This window comes from Streptomyces polyrhachis (genome assembly GCF_042663125.1).
Classification (GTDB): domain Bacteria; phylum Actinomycetota; class Actinomycetes; order Streptomycetales; family Streptomycetaceae; genus Streptomyces; species Streptomyces polyrhachii.
The window spans coordinates 9409-32054 of sequence record NZ_JBHSZO010000023.1; the positions used below are offsets into that span (position 1 = coordinate 9409).

Annotated in this window: 13 protein-coding genes; 5 read left to right on the forward strand and 8 right to left on the reverse strand. The window is 73.5% G+C overall.

Features of this window, described 5'->3' with window-relative positions; translation table 11 throughout:
- The 4 genes from ACFQLX_RS15855 to ACFQLX_RS15870 form a co-directional block, all read right to left on the reverse strand.
- Entirely contained in the window at positions 1–7869 is a 7869-nt protein-coding gene (locus tag ACFQLX_RS15855) for an amino acid adenylation domain-containing protein (RefSeq protein ID WP_386415551.1), read from the reverse strand.
- Positions 7850–10495 carry a non-ribosomal peptide synthetase gene (locus tag ACFQLX_RS15860; protein WP_386415554.1) on the reverse strand — a complete coding sequence of 882 codons (2646 nt, stop codon included), beginning with the start codon at positions 10493–10495 and terminating at the stop codon, positions 7850–7852. Before ACFQLX_RS15860 ends, ACFQLX_RS15855 begins: the two co-directional genes overlap by 20 nt.
- A gap of 22 nt (positions 10496–10517) precedes the next feature.
- The gene (locus ACFQLX_RS15865) at positions 10518–11237 is read right to left on the reverse strand and encodes an aspartate/glutamate racemase family protein (protein WP_386415557.1); all 720 of its coding nucleotides are present in this window, start codon (positions 11235–11237) and stop codon (positions 10518–10520) included.
- 71 nt (positions 11238–11308) lie between these two features.
- Positions 11309–12019, reverse strand: a complete 711-nt coding sequence (locus ACFQLX_RS15870; RefSeq protein WP_386415558.1) for a PAS domain-containing protein — start codon at positions 12017–12019, stop codon at positions 11309–11311.
- A gap of 483 nt (positions 12020–12502) precedes the next feature.
- Here ACFQLX_RS15870 and ACFQLX_RS15875 point away from each other — a divergent pair, with 483 nt between their 5' ends.
- From ACFQLX_RS15875 to ACFQLX_RS15885, 3 genes are all read left to right on the forward strand, one after another.
- Complete coding sequence (locus tag ACFQLX_RS15875; protein WP_386415560.1) at positions 12503–13753, forward strand: aminotransferase class I/II-fold pyridoxal phosphate-dependent enzyme; 1251 nt, start codon at positions 12503–12505, stop codon at positions 13751–13753.
- Between the two features lie 2 nt (positions 13754–13755).
- Positions 13756–14385: a GNAT family N-acetyltransferase gene (locus ACFQLX_RS15880; RefSeq protein ID WP_386415562.1), complete on the forward strand. Its 630-nt coding sequence runs from the start codon at positions 13756–13758 to the stop codon at positions 14383–14385.
- A gap of 554 nt (positions 14386–14939) precedes the next feature.
- On the forward strand, positions 14940–17717 hold the full coding sequence (locus ACFQLX_RS15885) for a helix-turn-helix transcriptional regulator (RefSeq protein ID WP_386415564.1): 2778 nt from the start codon (positions 14940–14942) through the stop codon (positions 17715–17717).
- Positions 17718–17797: 80 nt separating this feature from the next.
- Here the strand turns inward: ACFQLX_RS15885 and ACFQLX_RS15890 are convergent, their stop codons facing one another.
- The gene (locus ACFQLX_RS15890; RefSeq protein WP_386415566.1) at positions 17798–18517 is read right to left on the reverse strand and encodes a 4'-phosphopantetheinyl transferase family protein; all 720 of its coding nucleotides are present in this window, start codon (positions 18515–18517) and stop codon (positions 17798–17800) included.
- 212 nt (positions 18518–18729) lie between these two features.
- Complete coding sequence (locus ACFQLX_RS15895; protein WP_386415567.1) at positions 18730–19644, reverse strand: LysR family transcriptional regulator; 915 nt, start codon at positions 19642–19644, stop codon at positions 18730–18732.
- A gap of 100 nt (positions 19645–19744) precedes the next feature.
- Here ACFQLX_RS15895 and ACFQLX_RS15900 point away from each other — a divergent pair, with 100 nt between their 5' ends.
- Together ACFQLX_RS15900 and ACFQLX_RS15905 are read left to right on the forward strand one after the other, a co-directional pair.
- A complete protein-coding gene (locus ACFQLX_RS15900) occupies positions 19745–20749 on the forward strand; it encodes an NADP-dependent oxidoreductase (protein WP_386415570.1) in 1005 nt (334 codons plus the stop codon).
- A gap of 38 nt (positions 20750–20787) precedes the next feature.
- Positions 20788–20967 (forward strand): hypothetical protein, encoded by a 180-nt coding sequence (locus ACFQLX_RS15905; protein WP_386415572.1) that lies wholly within the window; start codon positions 20788–20790, stop codon positions 20965–20967.
- A 49-nt stretch (positions 20968–21016) separates the two neighbouring features.
- Here the strand turns inward: ACFQLX_RS15905 and ACFQLX_RS15910 are convergent, their stop codons facing one another.
- The gene (locus ACFQLX_RS15910; protein ID WP_386415574.1) at positions 21017–21406 is read right to left on the reverse strand and encodes a hypothetical protein; all 390 of its coding nucleotides are present in this window, start codon (positions 21404–21406) and stop codon (positions 21017–21019) included.
- 243 nt (positions 21407–21649) lie between these two features.
- A complete protein-coding gene (locus ACFQLX_RS15915; RefSeq protein ID WP_386415577.1) occupies positions 21650–22540 on the reverse strand; it encodes an alpha/beta fold hydrolase in 891 nt (296 codons plus the stop codon).
- Positions 22541–22646: the final 106 nt, after the last annotated feature.

The following is a 22646-nucleotide window of genomic DNA, read 5'->3' on the forward strand; positions in this document are numbered from 1 at the left end:
TCATGCTCCTTGGGCCGGGCCGCCGGGATCGGTGACCGCCTCGGCCAGCAGGCTCAGGAAGCCGTGCAGCCGCTCGCGCACCGCCTCCTGCTCGTGCAGTGCGGTGCTGTACTCCAGCCAGCCGGAGAGCCCTTCGGGGGTCTCGTAGCAGCGCATGTGCAGCTCGTAGCGGCAGGTGCCGCGGTCCAGGGAGAGCGGGGTGACGGAAAGACCGGCCAGGTCCTGCCCGCCCGGCGGCAGGTTCTGCACCGCGAACATCGCCTGGCACAGGGGCGGCCGGGCGGCGTCGGGCGCGGCGTGCGCCGCCACGAGCGTTTCGTAGGGCAGGGTGCGGTGCTCCCACACCTCCAGGAAGGTCTCCCGTACGCGCGCGACGAGCTCGCGGAACGCCGGCTCCCCCGTGGTGTCCACCGGTACGGGGACGATGTTGGCGAACGGCCCGGCGACCTGTTCCGACTCCGGGTCCGGCCGGTTGGCGACCGGGACCGCGACCAGCAGGCGCTCGGCGCCGGAGAGCCGGTGGAGCCAGCGTGCGAAAGCGGCCAGCAGCACCACGAAGACGGTGGCGTCCGCGTCGTCCGCGAGCCGTCGTACGCCGGCGGCCACCTCGGGGGCGATGTCGAACACCTCCACCGCCCCGGCCGTCGACCACACGGGCGGCCGCGGCCGGTCCGCGGGCAGCGGCAGCAGCGCGGGAAAGCCGCTCAGCCGCTCCCGCCAGTAGGCGGCGTCCGCCGCGGACTGCGGCGTCTCCAGCCGGGCGAGCTGCTGTGCGGCGTAGCCGTCGAAACCGGGTACGGGCGGCAGCTGCGGCACCCGGCCGGCGGCGAACTCGCCGTAGAACAGGGCGAGTTCGCGCTGCAGCAGCGACAGGGTCCAGCCGTCGGCGATGATGTGGTGCACCGTCAGCCCCAGCACGTACTCCTGCGGGCCGCAGCGGATGAGGACGGCGCGCGCGAGCGGCCCGTCCTCCAGGTCGAAGGGCGTCCGCAGGGCGGCGGTCGCACGCTGGAGCGCCGCCCGCTGCGGGTCGACGGCCTGCGAGACGTCGTACCGGGCCAGCGGGATCAGCACCTGCGGCTCCACGACGGCGCCCGGTCGGCCGTCGGTGGCGGGGAAGCGGGTGCGCAGCGCCGGGTGCCGGGCGGCGAGCGCGTCCAGGGCGCGGGCGAGGGCGACGTCGTCGACGTGTCCTGCGACCCGGGCGTCGAAGCCGACGTTGTACGCGGCGGTGTGCGGCTCGCGTCCGCAGTGCCGCCGGATGGACTCCTGCCCGGGGGTGAGGCCGTGGGCGGCGGCAGGGGCGCTGCCCGCACCGGCGGGCACGGCTGCGGTGCCGTACGGGCCGGGCACGGCGACGCTGCCGGTGGCGTCGAGCCAGCCGGCGAGCGCGGCGACCGTGCGCAGGTCGAGGATCTGGCGCAGCGGCACCTCCCGGCCGGTGGCCCGGCGCAGCCGGGCGGCGAGCCGCGCCGCGAGCAGCGAGTGGCCGCCGCGGTCGAAGAAGTCGTCGTCGCGGCCGATCGGCCGGGCGCCGGCGCACTCGTCGCCGAGCACCTCCGCGAAGACGGCGGCGAGGGCGGCCTCCGTGGCCGTGCGTGGCGGCTGCGAACGCCCGGCCGGCTGGTCGAGCGCGGCCAGCGCCTGCCGGTCCACCTTGTTGTTCGGCGTGCGGGGAAGCGCCGGCAGCGCCCGGATGACGGTCGGCACCTGGTGCTCGGGGAGCAGGCCGCGCAACTGCGCGCGGACGGTGTCGGCGTCCAGGTCCGCGGGGGCGACACAGGCGACGAGCCGGACGCTGCCGGCGGGGATGTCGGGGCGTACCGGCACGACCGCGGCCTCCTCGACACCCGGCAGGGTGCGCAGCACGCTCTCGATCCCGGTCGGCTCCACCCGCCGGCCGCGGATCTTGACCTGGTCGTCGCCGCGGCCCAGGAAGGTCAGCGTGCCGTCGGCCTCGCGCCGGGCGAGGTCGCCCGTACGGTACGCGCGGGCGCCGGGCTCGCCGGAGAAGGGCTCGGGTACGAAACTCTCGGCGGTGAGCGCCGGTCGGCCGTGGTAGCCCTCGGCGAGCCGGCCGCCGCCGATCCACACCTCACCGGGAACGCCCACGGGCGCCAGGCCGCCGGCCCGGTCGACGATCCACAGCCGGGCGCCCGCGACGGGCGGGCCGAGGGGGGCGGGGCCGCGGGCGCCCGGCGCCGCGGTGATCCGGGCGCTCGTGGTGGTCATGGTGGCCTCGGTGGGGCCGTACTGGTTGACCACGGCGGGCCGCCCGGCGAACGCCGCGGCGCTGCGGGTGCAGTCGGCCAGGTCCAGCGCCTCGCCCGCCGTCAGCAGCAGGCGCAGCCGGCCGCCGGGGGCCGGGCGGTGGTCCTCCGCGACCGCCAGCAGCGCGCGCAGCAGTGTGGGGACGACGCTCAGCACACAGCTCACCCGGTGCCGTTCGACGGCCGCGAGCACGGCCGCGGGGTCAGCGGCGCGCTCGTCGTCGAGGAGGACGACGCGGGCGCCGGTGGTCAGCGGGCCGAGCAGGTCGCGTACGGAGGCGTCGAAGGAGAGCCCGGCAAGCTGCAGCACGGTGTCCTGCGGGCCGAGGCCGAACCCGCCGGCGGGGTCGCCCAGGTAGTCGCGGAGATAGGCGGCCGCGGCGGCGTGCGGGGTGCGTACGCCCTTGGGCCGGCCCGTGGTGCCCGAGGTGTAGACGAGGTAGGCGAGGGCGGCCGGGTCGGTTGCGGCGGCGGTGGCGGGGACGGCGGGGTCGTGCGCGGCGATGGCCGGCTCGTCGCGGCCGAGCACCACGGTCGGCAGTCCGCTGCCGGCGCACGCCCGGGCCCAGGGCCGGTCGGTGACGACGAAGGCGGCGCCGCTGTCGGCCAGTACGCGCCGGAGCCCGGCGGGCGGATGGGCGGGGTCGAGGGCGACGTACGCGGCGCCGGCGAGCAGCACCGCGAGGACCGCCACCGGCTGCTGCGCCCCGCGCCCCAGGCAGAGCCCGACCAGCATGCCGGGGCGTACGCCCTGCGCTGCCAGGTGCCGGGCCAGGCGCGCGGACTGCGCGCCCAGGCGCCGGTACGTCCACTCCCCCTCGTCGGTGACCAGGGCGACGGCCTCGGGGGTGCGGGCGATCTGGTCGAGGACCAGGGTGTGCAGGCAGGCGGGCTCCGGGGCGGGGGCGGTGTCGCGGGTGGGGACGCCGGGGGTGAGGTCCGCGCGTTCCGCGGGGGTCAGCAGGGTGAGTTCGGCCGGCGGGGTGTGCGGGGCGCGGCTCGCCGCGTCCAGCAGGGTCAGCAGATGGCCGGTCATCCGCGCGACGCGCTCGCCGGAGAACAGCGGGGTGCGGTGGACGACCAGGCCGCCCAGGCCCTGGTCGCCGTCCTCGAAGAACACGCTCAGATCGGCCTTGGCGTGCTCCAGCAGGTCGGCGGTGGAGTGCTCCAGGCCGAGCGCCTCCGGTTCGAGGGTCACGCCGTCGGCGAAGCGCACGGTACCCGCCTGCGGCGGGTTCATGGACACGGCGTAGCGGGAGAGCGCGCGGCCGTCGAGGCCCAGCGCGGCCGCCACCTCGCCGAAGGGCAGCAGCCGGTGCTCCCGGGCGTCGAGGACGGCGGTGCGGACCTCGCGCAGCAGGACGCGGAAGTCGCGCACGTGGAGGGGGATGCGCAGGACGGCGGTGTCGAGGAGGAGGCCGACGATGCGGTCGAGGTCGGGGCGGCCGCGGTCGGCGACATGGGTGGTCAGCATCACCTCGTCGGTGGCGCAGTGGCGGGCGAGGACGGCGGCCCAGGCGGCCAGCAGCACCATGAAGGGGGTGCAGCCCTCGGCGTGGGCGAGGGCCCGTACGCGCTCGGCGGTCGCGGGCTCCACGGTGAAGTGCACGGCGGCGCCGGCGGTACCGGTGTCCTGCGGGGCGTCGGCGGGCAGCGGCGGGGCGCCCGGGGCGTCGTCCAACTGCTCGCGCCAGTAGTCCAGTTCGGCCGTGCGTGCCTCGTCGGTGACCTGGTGCCTGCGCAGGCTCGCGTAGGCACCGGCGCCCGGACGCGCGGGCAGGTGCGCGGGGCGGCCGGCGCGGGCGGCGCGGTAGGCGGTGCCCAGGTCCTCCAGGAGGACCTGGAGCGACCAGCCGTCGGCGACGATGTGGTGCAGGGTGAGGGCGAGCACCAGGTCGTCGGGGCCCAGGGAGATGGCGGCGGCCCGGGCCAGCGGCCCGCGGGCCAGGTCGAACCGGGTGCCGGTCTCCTCCGCCAGGACTGCCCTGAGCGCGCTGCTGCGCTCCTCCTCGCTGCCGCCGCCGAGGTCCACCAGGCGCAGCGGGAGCTCGCCGTCCCGGGCCACCACGCGCACCGGTCCCCCGTCTGCCGCGGGGAAGGAGGTGCGCAGCGCCTCGTGCGCCGCCGGGAGGGCGCGCAGCGCCGCCCGGAGCGCCTCGGTGTCCACGTTGCCGCGCAGGCGGCAGACCAGGGGCATGGTGTACGCGGGGTCGCCGGGGTCGAGTTGGTCGGCGAGCCAGATCCGCGCCTCCTCGGCGGAGACGTCGCCGCCGACCTCGCCGCCGACCTCGCCCGGCGCCTCGGCGGCCTCGCCTTCACCGCGCGGGCGTAGAAGGTCGGACGGAGCGTACTGCGGTTCCGCGGCGGGCAGTTGGGCGAGCGCGGCGGCGAACGCCGCCGGGGTGGGCGCCTCGAAGAGCAGCCGCAGCGGGACGGTGCGGGCCAGTTCCTCGCGAACGGCCAGCAGCGCCTCCAGGGCGAGGAGTGAGTGGCCGCCGCGGGCGAAGAAGCTGTCGTTCCTGCCGACGTGCGCGACGCCGAGGGTACGGGCCCAGATCGCGGCGACGGCCTGCTCCGGTCCGCCCTCCGGGGGCTCGTACCCCTCGTACCCCCCGCCGGCGGCGGCCTCTTGCGGCCGCGGGTCCGGCAGGCTCCTGCGGTCCACCTTGCCGCTGGGCAGCAGCGGGAACTCGTCCAGCACGGCGAAGGCGGCCGGGACCATGTGCTCGGGCAGCCGGGCGGCAAGCCACTCGCGCAGCTCGGCGACGGCGGGCGGGCCGGCGGCGCCGGGGAGCAGATGGGCGGCGAGGCGCGAGCCGCCGGCCCGGTCCTCGTGCGCCGTGACCACCGCCTGCCCGACCGCGGGGTGCCCGGCGAGCACCGACTCGATCTCACCGAGCTCGATCCGCATGCCGCGGACCTTGACCTGCCGGTCGGCGCGGTCCACGTAGTCGAGCCGGCCGTCCGGGAGGCGGCGCACCAGGTCGCCGGTCCGGTAGAGGCGTCCGCCGGGCGGCCCGAAGGGGTCGGGGACGAACTGCTCGGCGGTCAGGCCGGGGCGGCCGAGGTAGCCGCGGGCGAGCTGCACCCCGCCGATGTGGAGTATGCCGGGCACGCCGACGGGCTGCGGGGCGAGTTCCCCGTCCAGGACGTAGCACCGCACGTTGTCGATGGGCAGGCCGATCGGGACCACCGGCTCGTCCGGCAGGCAGCGCCCGTCGGTCACGGCGACGGCCGCCTCGGTCGGGCCGTACGCGTTGTGCAGCTCCGCGCCGAACGTGCGCAGGCAGCGGTCGGCCAGCTCCGGCGGCAGGGGTTCGGCTCCGAGCTGCAGCATCCGCAGTGCGGGCAGCGGGACGTCGCCGCCGTGCCGCAGCAGGGCGACGAGCATGGTCGGGACGAACACCGCGCTGGTCACCCCCTCGCGGGCCATCAGGGCGCGCAGGTACTCCGGGTCGCGGTGGCCGCCGGGCCGCGCGATGACCAGCCGGGCGCCGGCGGCGAGCGTGGCGAAGACCTCGACGACGGAGTCGTCGAAGGTGACGTTCGTCTTCATCAGCATGGTCGCGCCGGGGCCCAGGCCCAGGGAGTCGATCTGCCAGCGGATCTGGTTGTGCGCCGCCCGGTGCGTGATCATCACGCCCTTGGGGCGGCCCGTGGAGCCGGAGGTGTAGAAGACGTAGGCCAGGTGGTCCGCCGACGCGGGGGGCTGCTCCCAGGTGTCCGGCCGCGAGCCGATCGATGCGGCGTGCGCGTCGAGGAGTACGGGGACGCAGCCGGCTGCCTCCGCCGCGTCGGCGTGGGCGGCGTCGGTGACCAGGAGCCGGGCGCCGGCGTCCTGGAGGACGGCGGTGCGGCGTGCCCGCGGGTGCTCGGGGTCGAGGGGCAGGTAGGGGGCGCCGGACCTGACGATCCCGACGATCGCCGCCGGCAGGTCGAAGGAGCGCTCCAGCAGTACGCCGACGGGCCGGTCCGGCGTTGCGCCCAGGGCCCGGAGGTGGTGGGCGAGCCTGTTGGCGCGCCGGTCGAACTCCCGGTAGGTCAGCTCCTCGCCGTTCAGGACCAGGGCGACGGCCTCGGGCGCGGCCGCCGCCCGCTCGGCGACCATGGCGGCCAGATCGACCGGTCCCGGGTGGTCGCGCACCGGGCCGGCGGCGTGCCGCAGGGCCAGCGCGCGCTGCTCGGGGCCGAGCAGCGCCAGCGTGCCGATCGCCCGGTCGGGGTCGGCCAGGGCGGCCCGGGTGAGGGTGAGGAAGTGGTCCAGCAGCCGGGCGGCCGAGGGCTCGTCCCACAGCTCGCGGTCGTACTCCAGCGCCAGTTCGTACGTGTCGCCCGCATCCGTGACCTCCAGGGTCAGGTCGAACTGGGCAGTGCCCGCGGCGGCGCAGGGCACGGGTACGGCCTTGGCGTCGCCGAGGAGGGTCGGGCTCTGGTCGACCGCGTTCCAGCTGAACATCACCTGGAAGAGAGGGGTGGCGGCGAGGTCCCGCGTGAGCGGCAGCGCCTCCACCACGCGCTCGAACGGCGCGTCCTGGTGCGCGAGCGCGGCAGCGCTCTCGCCGCGCGCCCGGTCGAGCAGCTCGCGGAAGGTGAGCGCGGCGTGGCAGTCGGCGCGCAGCGCGACGGTGTTGACGAACAGACCGATCAGCGGCCTCGTGCTGGGCTCCGTCCGGCCCGCCACGGGGACGCCGACGACGAAGTCGCCCTGGCCGGAGCAGCGGTGCAGCAGGGTCTGGAAGCCGGCCAGCAGCACCATGAACGGTGTCGCGGCGGCCTCCCGTGCCAACGCCCGCACCCGCGCGGCCAGTTCGGCGTCGGCGAGGCCGCGCACCACACCGCCGGGCCGGGTGCGCCGCTGCGGGGGGCGGCGGTCCGCGGGCAGCTCCAGGGCGGGCGGCGGGTCGGCCAGCCGCTGCCTCCAGTGGGCGAGCTGCGCCTCGTAGTCGCCGGCGGCCAGCCGGCGGCGCTCGCGGGCCGCGTGGTCGGCGTAGCGGACGGCGGGTGCGGGCGGGTGCGGGCCCCGGCCGAGCTCGGCGAGGTAGCCGTCGGCCAGTTCCCGCTGCAGGATGTCGATCGACCAGCCGTCGACGGCGATATGGTGCGCCGTCAGCACCAGGTGGTGGAGGGTGTCGTGGGTGCGTGCCAGCACCCCCCGCCAGACCGGTCCCCCGCGCAGGTCGAAGGGGCGCTCGCCGTCCTCGCGCTGCAGGGCCTCCAACGCGTCCGGATCGTCGGGCAGTTCGGTGCGCCGCAGCACGAACGACGCCGCGCGCGCCACCAGCGTCTCGGTGCCGTCCCGCCGCTCGTACACGCTGCGCAGTACCTCGTGGCGCTCCTCGACGCCGCGCAGCGCGCGCTCCAGCGCCGTACCGTCCAGCGGGCCCTCCAGTCGCAGGGTGAAGCTGAAATGGTAGGCCGAGCTGCCGGGTTCGAGCTCTTCGAGGAAGAGCATCCGCTCCTGGGCGAGGGATACGGGGCCGGGTCCGCTGCCGCGCTCGACGGCGGGGCGCGGCCCGTCGCCGCGGCGGGCCGCGGCCAGGCGCCGGGTGACGAGGTCGCGGAGCTTGTCCGCGCGGTCGTCAACCCCGCCGGCCGGCATCCCGGTCCCCCGTCCCGCTCGCCACTGCCGCCTCTGTTACCACTGCTGCCTCTGCTGCCTCTGCTGCCTCTGCTGCCTCTGCTGCCTCGATATCCTCCAGCAGCGCCTGCTCGACCACGCCGGCGAACCCGCCGAGGGTCGCGTGGTTCAGCATCGCCAACGGCGCCACGTCGACCTGCAGATCGCTCTTCAGCCGCGCCAGCATCTGCGGTATGAGCATCGAATGGCCGCCCAGTTCGAAGAAGCCGTCGTCGACGCCGACGCGCTCGACCCCGAGCACCTCCGCCCACAGCGCGGCCACGGCCTCCTCGACCGGGGTGCGCGGCGCCACGTAGTCCGTGCGGGCGGCGTCCGAGAAGTCCGGCGCCGGCAGCGCGGCCCTGTCCAGCTTCCCGTTGGCGGTGGCGGGCAGCGCGTCCAGCACCATCACCTGCGCAGGCACCATGTACGAGGGCAGCCGGCCGGCCAGGTCGGCGCGCAGCCCGGCGGGATCCACCAGGGCTCCGGGGCGCGGCACGGCGTACGCGACCAGACGCAGGCCGGGCGAGGTGCCGTGCACGGCGGCGACCGCACAGGCCACGCCGGGCAGGGTGGCGAGGGCCGCCTCGACCTCGCCGAGCTCGACGCGGAAACCGCGGATCTTGACCTGGTCGTCCTGCCGGCCGAGGAACTCGATGGTGCCGTCCGCCCAGAAGCGGGCCCGGTCGCCGGTGCGGTACAGCCGCCCGCCGGGCTCGCGGCCGTACGGGTCGGGCACGAACTTGACGGCGGTCAGCCGCGGGTCGGCGTGGTAGCCGGTGGCCAGGCAGCGGCCGCCGATGTAGAGGTCGCCGGGGGCGCCCACCGGCACCGGGCGCAGCCCCGGGTCGAGCACGTAGTAGCGGGCGTTGGCGATCGGCCGGCCGTAGGGGATGCTCGGCCACTGCGGGTCGACCTTCACCACGGGGAAGTGGTTGGACCAGATCGCCGCCTCGGTGGCGCCGCCCAGCGCCACGACCTGCGGGTCGGCGAAAGCGGCGCGGGCGGCGTCCGGCAGGGTCAGCGGCACCCAGTCGCCGCTGAGGAAGACCAGGCGCAGCGAGTGCGCCAGGGGCGGTTCGCGCAGCGCGAGGAAGGGTTCGAGCTGCTGCAGTGCGGCGGGGGCGGAGTCCCAGAACGTCACCGGTTCACGGTCGAGGATCGCCAGCAGCCGCTGCGGGTCGCGGAGTTCCCCGGTGGCGGCCACGCGGATGCTGCCGCCCGCGGCGAGCAGCCCGAAGACGTCGTAGACCGAGAGGTCGAAGCTGAGGGAGGCGGTGAACAGGACCTGGTCGGTGGGGCCCATCGCGTAGGTCTCGTTCACCCACCGGATGAGGTTGACGGCGGGGGCGTGCGCCATCATGACGCCCTTGGGGTCTCCGGTGGAGCCCGAGGTGAAGATGGTGTACGCCGGATCGTCCGGACACGCGCGAGCGGGGGCGGGTGCGCCGGGGGGCGGTACGGCGGGCAGGTCGCCGCCGACGCCGCCGGCCGGTGTGAGCACCTCCCGCAGTGCGGGCAGCCCGTCGCAGCGCCGCAGCACCTCGGGTACGGCGTCGGGGTCGGTGAGGACGATCGGCGCGGCGAGCGCGGCCACCAGGGAACGTACCCGCTCGGCGGGCAGCTCCGGGTCGACCGGGGCGTAGGCGGCGCCGGCCTTGAGGACGCCGAGGAGGGCCACCACGGCATGGACGGTGCGGCGCAGGCACAGCGCCACCGTGTCGCCGCGGCCGACCCCCGCGGCGGCGAGCCGGGCGGCCAACCGCCCGGCGGCGGCGTCGAGTTCGGCGTAGCTCAGCCGCTCGGGGCCCTGGACGACGGCGAGGGCATCGGGGGTACGGGCGGCCTGCTCCTCGAACAGCTCGTGCAGGCACCGCGGTTCGCCCAGGTCGCGGTCCGTGCTGTTCCACTCCTCGACGACCTGGGCCCACTCCCTCTCCGACAGCACCCCGATGCTGCCCAGCAGTTCGTGGGGGGAGGCGCCGGCGAGGACGGCGATCATGCGGTCGACGTGGGTGAGCAGGCGCCGGGCGTCGGCGTCGGCGAGGAGCTCCTCGGCGTGGTCGAGGCAGAGGCCGGGGTGCGGGCCGCCCAGCACGGCGCTGACCTCGATGCCGTACACCGCCAGGCCGGGGGCGGCGGTGCCGGTGCAGCGGATCGTGGTGCCGAAGAGCGCGGCGCCGTCCGCGAGTTCGGCGCACGCGGCCAGCTCGGCGGGGGTGAGCCCGGTGTGTGCGCCGGCGCGTTCGCAGGTGTCGCGGACGGTGTCGAGGTAGGAGCCGACGCGCTGTCCGGGGTCCACTCGGATGCGCAGCGGCAGCGGCCGGTCGTCCAGCCGGTCGGTGAGCACACCGCAGACCACGTCCTGTTCCCCGGCGTGGGCGGCGAACACCAGCCCCCAGGCGGCGAACACCAGGTGCTCGGGGCGCAGCCCGGCCGCGGCCGCTGCGGCCTGGAGGCCGGCCACCCGCGGCGGGTTCCAGGGCAGCAGGGCCCGGCCGCGCTCGCCCGGGCCCCAGGCGGTGGCACGCTCGACGCCCAGCCGGGTCGGCTGGGTGACGCCGGCGAGCTGCCCGCGCCAGTACCGCAGTGCTTGCTCCGTGTCCAACGGGTTCTCCTTCTTCGTTCCGTCAACCGGCGAGCAGGGACTTCAGTTGAATGGCGATGGTGAGCAGGGGGTCGACGATCCTGGGTCCGCTGCCGCGCAGCCTGCGGGTGAGCAGGTGGACCTCGGTGCAGCCGGCGATCAGGCCCTGGCAGCCGTGCTCGGCCGCGATCTCCGTGAAGCGCGCGGCGAGTTCGTCGGTGACGGGCTCACCCTTGAGCCGGTAGAGCAGTCGGTGCAGTACTTCCTGCGCCTGCGGCCGCGGGAACACCACCCGGTGGGCCACGGCGGGCCAGCGGCCGGCCTGCTCCAGGATCCGGGCCTCGCGGGTGCCGTGGGTGGCGACCAGCAGCAGGCGCTCGTCCCCGCCGAGGGCCTCGAGTTCGTCGATGATCACGTCCACGAGTGAGATCACCCGTGCCCGCCGGGCGGGTTCGAGCCGGTGCAGGAAGTGGTGGGCGGTCACGCAGGCGACCACGATGCAGGTGGCGCCGAGGGCCTCCAGACCTGCGAGGCGGCTGGAGAGCCGCCGGGTGAACTCCGCCTCGCCTCCGGCGCGGATCGCCTCGGTGCGGTCGGGGAAGGCCGGGTCCGAGTCGAGCAGACAGCGCGGCAGGGCCTGCTCGGAGAAGGAACCCGCCTGCTCGGCCGCCGTCTCGTACACGGTCTGGAGGAATCCGGCCGAGGCCGCCGGGCCCATCCCACCCAGGACGCCCAGGGCGCCGCCGTAGCTGGTAGCGGTCATGCGACCCAGTAAAGCCGCCACGGGCTAGGGTCATTCCTAGGGCCTGGCCCCGGCCCGGTGCGGCGAAGCGCTCAGGAGCGTACGTACTCGGGGAGCACCTTGGGCGGCCAGCAGCCGATGCCGAACATCCCCATCGAGTACGCCTTCGCGGTGAGCGCGGTGCGATTGGGCACCTTGAACTGCCGCAGGAGGATACTCACGTGGTACTCGATCCCCTGCCGGCTGAGGTAGAGCTTGGCGGCCAGTCGTACGGTCGAGTCGCCCGCGGCCACGCCTTCCAGGACTCTGGCCGTGAGGGCGGTCAGCTTTCGCTGCTCCCTGACCACTGGCGGTAGTTCCTCCCGATCGGGTGCGAACTGCACCACGAGCATGCGGACTTTCCCGTCGCCGTCGTCCACGGGAAAAGCAGCCAGCTTTCCGGGAGTGCCCGTCTCCTCGAAGCGCATCGCGAGGGAGTGGCACGCTACCGGCGTGTGATGCCCCTGGACGAGCCGCTCGAAATGGCGCAGTATGCCCTGCCGCACACTGAGGTGCAGGAACTCCAGAAAGCTTCGGTCCCTGATGAACTCGCGGCTGCGCCCGCAGTGCTCGGTGAACACGTCGTTCAGTGCGCGCACCCGGAGCGCCGGATCGAGGACCGCGAGGCCGATGCCCGACCTCTCGAACAAGGTGAGCAGCACATCACCGTACTCTCGACCGCTGATCTCCGAACCCGACCGAGTCGGCAGCCCCTGCAATTCCGCGGACAGGGGAAATTGTGCAAGTGAGTTGGCTGCGTACATGGTAGTGACAGCTCCCCGTGTCGGATCCGGCATCCGGCGACCAAAATATTCAGGGACATATACGCGGGTCAACACTCGTCCCCCCCCTATGCGTAATCAGACCCCCCTAGGGGGCGCTGCCCACTGGCGGTCGGCTCGCCGCGCCGGACATGGATCCCCCCTCTGGCCAGCTGGACAAACTACGGCAATTGGCGAGCTATCGGGATGTTCCGGTACTGCCGACGGGATCCTCGCGAGGATCCGCCCCGTCCCCGTCGCGGCCGACGTCAAGGAACTCGTTCGAAACAACGTGAAGCAATACAGACCGGATCGCAGGACACTAGAGGAAGCCCTAAATTTCGGGGCGGAGTATCGACGGGGCCGCGGCGACTGGAAAAACTGCACTGCGAATGAATACCACCCCGGCCTCGCATGCCCGCATGCGAGGCCCGTCAGCTGTGAACGGAAATAAATCGCCGGCCTGGTCGGAAGACAGGGTATTCCATGATTCAGGACATTCTCCAAAGGGCTGCGGCCAGCCCCCGCCTCAGGTACGCCAGACCGCACGACGCGGATGAGCGGCTGCCCTATTTCCGGATCCAGGAGGAGCGCGGCGGACCTGCCGTGCGGTTGGACGGAGCCGAGCGCGTCATGCTCGGCTCCAGCAACTATCTCGGCCTCAACGGCGATCCACGGGTGACCCAGGCCGCAGAAGAGGCGCTGCGCACCTACGGAACGGCCATGAACGGCTCCCGCGTCATGAACGGCACCACCCCGCTCCACCTGCGCCTGGAAGAAGAAGTCGCCGACTGGATGGGCGAAGCCGCCGCCCTGCTCTACCCGAGCGGCTACGACGCCAACGTCGGGTGCATCAGCGCACTGCTCTCCCCCGGCGACGCGGTCGTCTGCGACGCCGGCGACCATGCCTCGATCCTCGACGGCGTGCGCCTGTCCGGCGCCCGCTTCCTGCCGTTCCAGCACAACCGCATGGACCGCTTCCGGGCCATGCTGGACCGCGCGATCGCGCACGGCGGCGGAGTGCTGGTGGTGGTCGACGGCATCTACTCGATGGAGGGCGACGTCGCCCGGCTGCCCGAGCTGGTCCAGTTGTGCACCGAGCGACGGGTCCCGCTGCTGGTGGACGAGGCCCATGCCGTCGGAGTGCTCGGACCGCAGGGAACCGGGAGCTGTGCGGCGCTGGGGATCGACGGCGACGTCGACCTGCGCATGGGCACCTTCTCCAAGGCCCTGGCCGCCTGCGGGGGGTTCATCACCGGGCCCACCGATGCCATCGACTTCCTCCGGGTCCAGTCGCGTGCCTTCCTGTTCACCGCCGCGACCGCGCCCGCTTCCGTCGCGGCGGCGCTGGCATCGCTGGAGATCGTACGCTCGCAGGAGGGCGCACAGCGTGCGCAACAGCTGCTGAGCAACGCCGGCTACCTGCGCCGGGGCCTCGCCGAGCTGGGCTTCGAGGCTCGTGAGCCGCTGCGCCTCGACAGCGGACAGGAACTGCCCACCCCGATCATCGCCGTACCGGTGGGCGATGACGAACTCACCGCCACCATGTGGCGGAGCCTGTACGACAAGGGCGTGTACGTCAACGCCGCCCTGCACCCGGCGGTCCCGCAGGGCCGTGCCCAGCTGCGGCTGGCAGTGATGGCCACCCACACGCGAGATCACCTGGACCACGCCCTCGACGCCTTCGGCAAGCTGCGCGTGGAGTTCCCCGCGACCGCGGCGCCGGAAGGGGAGTAGCCGTGCGGCAGAAGGGCGTTCCCACCGACCGCACCATCATCCGCCGCGCCGAGACGCGCGACATCCCGGACATGGCCACGGTGCTCAGCCGCGCGTTCCATGACGACCCCATCCTGCACTGGGTGTTCCCTGACGACGAGCATCGGGACCGCCGCGTGCGCGACGCCTACGCCGTCCAGCTGCGAAACTGGTTCCTTCCGCACGGAGTCGCCTACGTCGCCGTCCGCGACGGCGCCCTGTGCGCCACCGCGCTCTGGGTTCCACCGGAGCGCCGCCGTGTTCCGGTGTCCGTGCAGATACGGCTGCTGCCCCGGATGCTCCAGCTGACAGGCCGCCGCATAGGCCGGCTGAACGACGTCATGCGGACGGTGACCTCGACACGTCCCGCGGAGCCGCACTGGTACTTCGCCGAGCTCGCGGTCGAACCGGGCTCCCAGCGCTCCGGCCTGGGCGACCGGCTCATCCGCACCCACCTGGCACGCTGCGATGCCGACGGCCTCACCGCCCACGGTGAGTGCCTGGAGAAGAACATCCGCTACTACGAGCCCTACGGCTTCTCGGTCACAGCCACGAGCACACTCCCGTTCGGGGAAACGCTCTTCACCGTGAGCCGGAAGCCGAGGGTGCCGTAGGTCCGCCGCCGACGGGCGCCGCCGCGGCTCCGGCGCCGACACGACGACCCTCCCCAGCACCACCGACGGGTGATCCCCCGCGCCACGGCAGGGGACGCCATCTTGCGTGTCGAACATACATGCACCTAGCCTCCCCCAGAGGTTGAGCGACCCACCGCTTTGACGAATGGTTGCGTATGTGTTCTGCACCGCGCGCCCCCTACCAGGGGGAACCCCAGGCAGCCGCCGGAGGACCCCCCGTGTTCGGGGGTCGACGGCCACGCCCCCGGAAGGCCAGGGATCCGGTCCGCGCACGCTCGGACTCCGATGCCCCGGTAGACCCGCCTCCGTTCGCCCGGTGAGCGTCCACCGCAGGCGTCGTCGCGGGTGAACGCGGGACATACGGGACCCGGGGAGTTCAACCGGACTGCGATCGGTGTTCAGGACGGCATGGTGGACTTCGAGCAGGCTGGTCGAGGCCACGGTGTCCACGCATCGGGCGGCTGATCCGTCCACCGGTCGACCACAACCGGACTGCCTGCCTTGTGGTTCCTGGAATGGGGAGTGCTTCGCACGTGTTAGTCGCCGAACGGGAACGCGAGCTCGGAGTACTGGACAGCCTCTACGCCGAATGCTCCTCGGGACAGGGCAGGCTGGTCCTGATCAGCGGGACCGTGGCGAGCGGGAAGACCGCGTTCCTGCGCTCGTTCGGCGACCGGTACGGCCAGGAGGACAGGGGGATCCTCCTCTTCGCCACCGCGACGCGCCAGGCCCGCGCCCAACCCTTCGGCGTACTGCGGCAGTTACTTGAGGAGCGGCCCGGTCCGGCAGCGCGGGCGAGGTCGCTCCTCGAAGGGGAGCTCGAAGAAAAGACGGACGAAGTCGTCCAGCGCGTGGCGTCGGCCCTGCTCGAACTGGCCGGAGAACAGCTGCTGACCATCGTCGTCGACGACGTCCACCTTGTCGACGAACCCTCGATCCGCTGTCTGGCCGACGTCGCGAACCAGAGCAGGTCCAGACGTGTGCTGGTGGTGCTCGCGGAGTCCTGCTCCGACTGGTCGGTCCACCCCATGTACCGGATCGAGCTCGTCAGGCAGACCCACTTCCGGCGCTTACGGCTGGCGCCGCTGTCGGTCGCCGGCGTCCGCGAGGCGCTTGAGAACCACCTGGATGCGGCGGCGGCAGCGCAGCTTGCCCAGGAGGCCCACCGGATCACCGGCGGCAACCAGCTCCTGGTCCGGGCCCTGAGCGAGGACTACATGGACTCGCTTGAGTTCCCCCAGGAGGGGCGGCGGGTCGGGGAGGGCTACCGGCAGGCGGTGCTGACCTGCCTGTACCGCTGCGGTCCCGAGGTGCTGGAGGTGGCACGGGGCCTTGCCGTGCTCGGAACCGACGGCTCGGCCCAGCAGATCGCGCTGCTGACCGGGGCACCGCCGCACCACGTCAGTCGCGCGCTGCAGACGCTGAGCAGACTTGGCCTGACCGTGCACGGCCGTTTCCGGCATCCGGTGGCCCGGGCAGCGGTCTACGACGACATGGACCCGGCCGTCCTCGCGGACCTGCACTACGACGCGGCACTGCGGATCTACCGCGGCTCCTCGCACAGCCGGTTCGCGGAGCACCTGATGGCGGCGGGGCGTGACGACGCCTCCTGGGCCGGCGTCTACCTCGGGCTGGCGGCAGAGGAGGCGCTGGCCGACGACAACGACGAAGCCGCGGTCAGATACCTCGAGTTCGGGCTGTGCACCTCCGCCGAGGGCAAGACGCGCGCCGACCTGATGCTGCAGCTCGCCGTGGCGATGTGGCGCAGCGACCCGGCGGCGGTGGCGCGGCACTGGGGGCCGCTGATCGAGGCGCAGCGCCAGGGGCTGCTCAGTCCGGCGCAGACCGCGGAACTGCTGCGCATGCTCATGTGGCACGGTGCCACCCAGGAGGCCGAGAAGCTCATCGACCAGCTGCGGCAGCCGACTTGCCCGACCGGCGAGCGGCCCGACGGCTCGCTGGGAAGCGCCTGGCACTGGCTCAGGCACTCCTACCCGCACTTCCTGCCGCGCCACGGCCACTTCGGGACCGCCCGGGCCGGCGGCGTACCCCTGCCTCCCGGCTTCCGGGCCCAGGCCGCCGAGCTGCTCAGCACCCTCCTCGGGCAGGAGGCGGGCACCGACGACGTCGCGTGCAGCCGGCTGGCCGAGCAGCTCCTGCACAACATGCCGCTGTCCGACCAGTCCTTCGAAGCCGTCATGACAGTGCTCCAGACCCTGATCTACGCCGGGGAGCTGACGCAGGCCGAGCGCTGGTGCGACGACCTGATCGACGAGGCCGAGCAGCGCAAAGTGCGCTGGTGGCAGGCGGTGCTGTCCGCCTGCCGGGCCGAGATCGACCTGCACCGGGGGGCCCTGGCCGAGGCCGAGCGCAGGGCCACGTACGCGCTGGACCTCGTCGGCCCGGGCAGCTGGGGCGTGGGGGCCGGCTTCCTGCTCGGAACGCTCGTACGCGCCGCCACCGCGCGCGGTGATCTGGCCGCCGCACGCCGGCACCTGCGCACACCCGTGCCCGAGGCGACGTTCCAGACCCGGTACGGCCTGCACTATCTGCAGGCCCGCGGCCACTACTACCTGGCCAGCGGCCGGTCGCAGGCCGCGCTTGAGGACTTCCGCCGCTGCGGTGAGCTCATGACCGCATGGGGCATCGACGCCCCGGCGTTCATCGCCTGGCGCAACGACCTGGCCGAGGCGTACCTGCACCTCCGCAACCGGGAGAAGGCCCGCAGGTGCCTTGAGGAGCAGATCGACCGCCTGGACTCGCGCAGCTCTGCCGTCTACGGCGCCTCGCTGCGGCTGCTGGCCCAGACCGTCGCCCCCCGCGACAGGATCGACATGCTCAAGGATGCGATCGAGGTGCTCCAGGCCACCGGTTCGCGTTTGACACTGGCTCAGGCACTGCACGATCTCGGCAGCGCGCACAAGTCCTCGGGCAGCTTCCAACGAGCCCGGATGCTGCTGCGCAGGGCGAGGCGGCTGGCCACGATGTGCGGTGTGCAGGGCGCGTCGCAGCAGGCCCCCGCGGAGAAGGACGACACGGCGGCGCCCCCCATGCCCGAAGGCGGTGCGGGAGAGGCCGGGAAGCCCCCGTCGGCAGCGGACATCCTCACCCTCGCCGAGCACAACGTGGCCGTGCTCGCCGGCTTCGGCTACACCAACAGGGAGATAGCCGAGAAACTCTTCGTCACCGTGAGTACGGTCGAGCAACACCTCACCAAGGTGTTCCGCAAACTGAACGTGAAGAGCCGGAAGGAACTCCCCGTCGAGCTTGAGTCCGATCTCCCGGTACTCCAGTCGCACTTCGTGATCTGACGGGACGGCAGCGGCCGCGGGGGCGCCCAAGCACGGGCAGCACCGCCTGCCGGCCATGGTGCGGCGCCGCGCCATGAGGATCAAGCGCCGCCCTCTCCCTCCATCGTCGCCAACGCCGCGCAGTACCCCTGCGGAGCGCTGACCTCCGCGAGCCGCCAGGCCGGCACCTGGGCCGGGGGCCCGTCGGGGTGTCCGGCGCCGACGTAGTCCAGGGCCGGCGAGCGGCCGAGTCCCGAGCCGAGACCCTTGAGATACGCCTCCTTGCGCGTCCAGACCCGGGTGAACTCAGCCGGCCTCAGCGCCTCGGGCACGGCGAGCAACTCCGCTGTCTCGTCGGGGTGCAGGGCCTGGATCACCTCCAGCACCTGCCGCCCGGGCACTCGCTCCAGGTCTACGCCCACCGGCGTCCGGGCGAGTGCGATCATGGCGTACCCCTCGCTGTGCGAGAGGGAGAAGTGCACCGGCGCGTCCGCCACCGCCGGCCGCCCGTGCGGCCCCCCGCACTCGGGGCAGGCATCCCGGCCGAACACGATGTCGCGGGGCGCTGCGCCCAACACCCCGCCGAGCAGCATCCGCAGCCCGACATGCGCGAGAGCGTACGTCCTGCGGTCGCTGTCCCGCCGCAGTGCCCCCAGCCGCTGCCGCTCGTGGACATCGAGCACCCGGCAGGCCAGCTCCTGAGCCCGCCCGCCATCCAATCGCCGGTCCAGCAGCCACACCGCGCACGTGTGGTCGAATCCCTGCGGCATGGCACCGTCGATCCGCAGTGGCCACGCGGACAGCGGAGCCGGGTCCATCATGCTCCGACGATAGCGGAGGGGCCCTGGACCCGTCGCGAATCCACGGTCAGTTGTGCCTCGATCTCCTTGACGCGGACCGTGTCCGTGTCCGTGTCCGTGTCCGTGTCAACGGATTCCTGGCTCGGGACGGCGGGGACGACCCAGCCCCGGCTGGTGGACAGGTCCCTGGCCCGTTTCCTCGGGGTGGTCTCGGGTGCTGCCGCGCCGACCTCCTACCGGCGGGGTGCTCTGAGCTCGCGGATCAGGGCGCGGACGGAGGCGCCGGCGGCCAGTTCCGGGGTGGTGACGTAGCCCACGGAGCGGGTCGGGCGGTCCGGGCCGAGGTCGGTGGTCTCGATGCCGTCCGGTGCCTCCGTCAGCGAGAGCGCGGGCATGATCGCCATGCCGAGGCCTCTGCTCACCAGGGAGAGGACGGCTCCGTCGTCCTCGGCCAGGACGGTCGCCTTCGGAATCCAGTCCTGCCGCGCCCACCAACGGCGGGTGTAGGAGCCGCAGTTCTCGTGCCAGTCCACCAGCGGCAGGGAGCGCGGGGCGGGGTGGCCGGCCGGGTAGACCAGCGAGTAGGGCTCCTCGACGAGCACGTCGCCGACGAGCCCGGTGGGCACCGGCGAGGTGGCGCCGATTGTTGCGATGGCCAGGTCCGCGCGCCCCTCGGCGACCTCTCCCGCGGTGCCCGCGCCCAGCTCGCGCACGACGTGCACCCGCGGTTCGATGCCGGGGTGGCGGGCGGTGAGGCGTTCCAGGACAGGCGGCAGCAGGAAGAGGGCGGCGCTGCGGAAGGCGGCGATACGCAGCGGGCCGGCGACCGTGCCCCGGGCGGCGCCGCGGGCCTCTGCGGCCAGGGTGTCCAGGAGTCGCAGGACCCGGCGGGCGTGGGCGGCGGCGGCGACGCCCGCCGCGGTGGGTGTCGCGCCCTTGCGGCCCCGTTCGAAGAGGACCGCTCCGACCTTGCGTTCCGTGCCGCGGATGGAGTGCGAGACGGCGGACTGGGTCAGTCCGAGGGCTCTGGCGGCCGCGGAGAAGCCGCGTTCACGGTCGACGGCCACGAGGATGCGCAGCTCGTGCGGGGCGAGGTCGACGGGAGCGGCCGCAGTGGTTGAGGGGGCCTGGGATGCTGCGCCTGCCACAGGGGTCCACCTGCTTCTATGAGGGCTCTTCATGGATCGGGTCGTTCCATGAGCACAACCCCCTCCCCCCGCCTTCGCATTCCTCCGTACGGTCGCCGTCATGACCGAGACCGCGCTCACCGTGCACCAGACCACCCGCCCCTACGGCTTCCCCGCCGCCGAGCACTTCGCCTTCGTCGAGTCCGCGGTGCCGGCACCCGGCCCGGGAACGGCGCTGGTGGAGAACCTGTACTGGTCGGTGGACCCCTACCACCGCGAAATGATGGACGGGGAGTTCGCACTGAACGCCCCCCTGGAGGGCCGCACCCTCGGCCGGGTCGTCGCCTCCCGCACTCCGGCGCTGCGCGAGGGCGAGATCGTCTTCCACCGGCGGGGCTGGCGCACCCACTGCGTCGTCACCCCCGACGAGGCGCACACCGTCCCCCGCTTCGACGGCGTACCGCTGCGCGCACGCCTGGGCATCCTCGGCGGCACCGGCCTGACCGCCTACGTCGGTCTCACCCGCATCGCCGAACTGCGCGAGGGACAGGACGTGTTCGTCTCGGCGGCCGCCGGCGGCGTGGGCACGGCCACCGGGCGCCTCGCGCGGCTGATGGGCGCGGGACGGCTGATCGGCAGCACGGGCAGCGCCGCGAAGGCCGCCTACCTGACCGGGCACGTCGGCTACGACGAGGTCTTCGACTACCGCGCGGGCCCGCCGGCCGAGTTGCTCGCCAAGGCGGCGCCCGACGGGATCGACCTCTACATGGACAACGTCGGCGGCGAACACCTCGAAGCGGCGATCTCCTCACTGCGCGAGTACGGGCGGATCGTGCGGATCGGCACCATCGCCCAGTACAACAGCACCGGCACGCCCCACGTCCTGCGCAACCTTCCCGACATCGTCGAGAAGAGCCTGCGCATGGAGGGTTTCCTGGTGCGCGACTACCGTGAGGTGCAGGAGGAGTTGTACGAGTTCGTCGTGCCGCACCTGCAGAGCGGACGCGTCACACTCGATGAGACGGTGTCCGAGGGCTTCGGCAGCATCGTGGACGCGTTCCTGGGAATGCTGCGGGGCGAGAACCGGGGCAAGGTCATCGTGCGGGCGGCCGGTGCGGACGTCTGACGGGCCGGTTCATGGCGCGAGTGGCGAGGCTGCGGCGTGTGGATGAGTCGATCTGGTGCGCGAGGGCGGCCGGACCCCGTACGTACAGGTCCGCCACGTCGCGCTGCTGGACCACGCCGAGCCCGTCGCTGCGGACCCGGCCACCGGCCGGCTCTACCACCACCTGCGCCGGCCGGGTGGTCGTACTGCTGGTGGCACTGGCGACGACGCGGCGCTGAGCGGCCCGGGGACAAGCGGGAAAGCCAACCGGACGGTGGCGGCGGACCGTCAGACGCCAGGGTCGACTTCGGGGTGCGTGAACCGCACGGGCCTGTCCAGCGACCGGGCGTAGGCGATCTCAGCTCGGGTGCTGTCCCCGATGTAGTCGCCGACCACGAGCACCTCGTCAGCGAGCCGGATCTTCGCCCGGTGCAGCTCGTCGAGTCGTGCCTTCAGCGCCTCGGCCTCGCCGGGATCGGACCAGAGTCCGTGCGGCGACTTCATGTCACAGCCCGGTTTGACGACAATCCTTCCGGCTTTGGTCTCCCGCAGTTCCGCCTCGGCCATCTCGGCCATGAAGCGGGTGGAGCCGCAGATCACGACGATACGCGGGAGGCCCAACAGCTTCTTCGCGTCGGCGAGCTTCTCCTCGGGGGTGGGCAGGTGCGGGGATGACACTGGTTCCTCCTGGTGGTGCGCGGTCCAAGGGGTGCCTGCGGAGGCGGGAACGAGGATGTCAGGCCGTCCGGGGCGGAGCCATCCGGGGTCGTCGGCGTAGACGATCGGGCTGCTCACCGCAGGCCCTCGGGCGCGTCCTTCACGGCGTCCAGGGCGGCGCGACGTCGTAGGCCCATGGGCGCGGTGCGGGAGACGTAGGCCCATGGGCGCGGTGCGGGAAGGGCGGGTCGCGGCGGTCTGGGGTCAGCGGGTCAGCAGGTCCCGGATCGCCGCCGTGGTCTCCTCGGGTGCCTCCTCGGCCATGAAGTGCCCCGCCCGGGTCAGCCGGTGGTCCAGGTCCGGTGCCCACACCTTCCACACCGCGGCGGCGTCGTAGCCCAGCTGCGCGCCCCAGTCCTGCTGGACGACCGTCACGGGCATGGCCAGCTGCGATCCGGCGTCCAGGTCCGCCTGGTCGTGCGTGATGTCGATGCCGGCCGAGGCCCGGTAGTCCGCGACGATCGACACCACCGCCGCGGCGCTCGCCCGCAGGTACTCGCCGCGGACCTCCTGCGGCAGGGCGGCGGGGTCGTTTGCCCAGGCGTCGAGGAACGAGCCGAAGAACGCGTCCGCGCTGCCTGCGATCATCGCCTCCGGCAGCCCTGGGGGCTGCGCCATGAGGAAGAGGTGGTAGCCGACCGCCGCCGGGGCGCCGCGCAGGACGTTCCACATGTCGAGGGTCGGCACGATGTCGAGGATGCCCAGGTGGGTGAGGGTCTCGGGGTGGTCCAGTCCCGCCCGGAAGGCGACCAGGGCGCCGCGGTCGTGGCCGACGAGGGCGAAGCGCTCGTGGCCGAGGGCCGCCGCCAGGGTCACGACGTCGGCGGCCATGGTGCGCTTGGCGTACACGTCGGGGCCGGTGGCCGCGGGCTTGCCGCTGGCGCCGTAGCCCCGCAGGTCGGGACAGATCACCGTGTGCCCGTCGGCGAGCCGCTCGGCGACGTGCCGCCACATCAGGTGGGTCTGGGGGAAACCGTGCAGCAGCACGACCGGACTGCCGCTGCCGCCGACGGCGGCGGCCAGCTCCACGCCGTCCGCACCGGGCAGGCGGACGTGGTCGAAGCCGGGAACGAAGTCGGGAATGGTGAGCGTCATGGGGGCCGCCTTTTCGGGGATGGGGGCTGACCGGACCAGCGTGGACGACGGCGATCAGCAGCCGATCAGTACGGTTGGGCGCAGCCGGCCCCCGGCGCGCAGGATG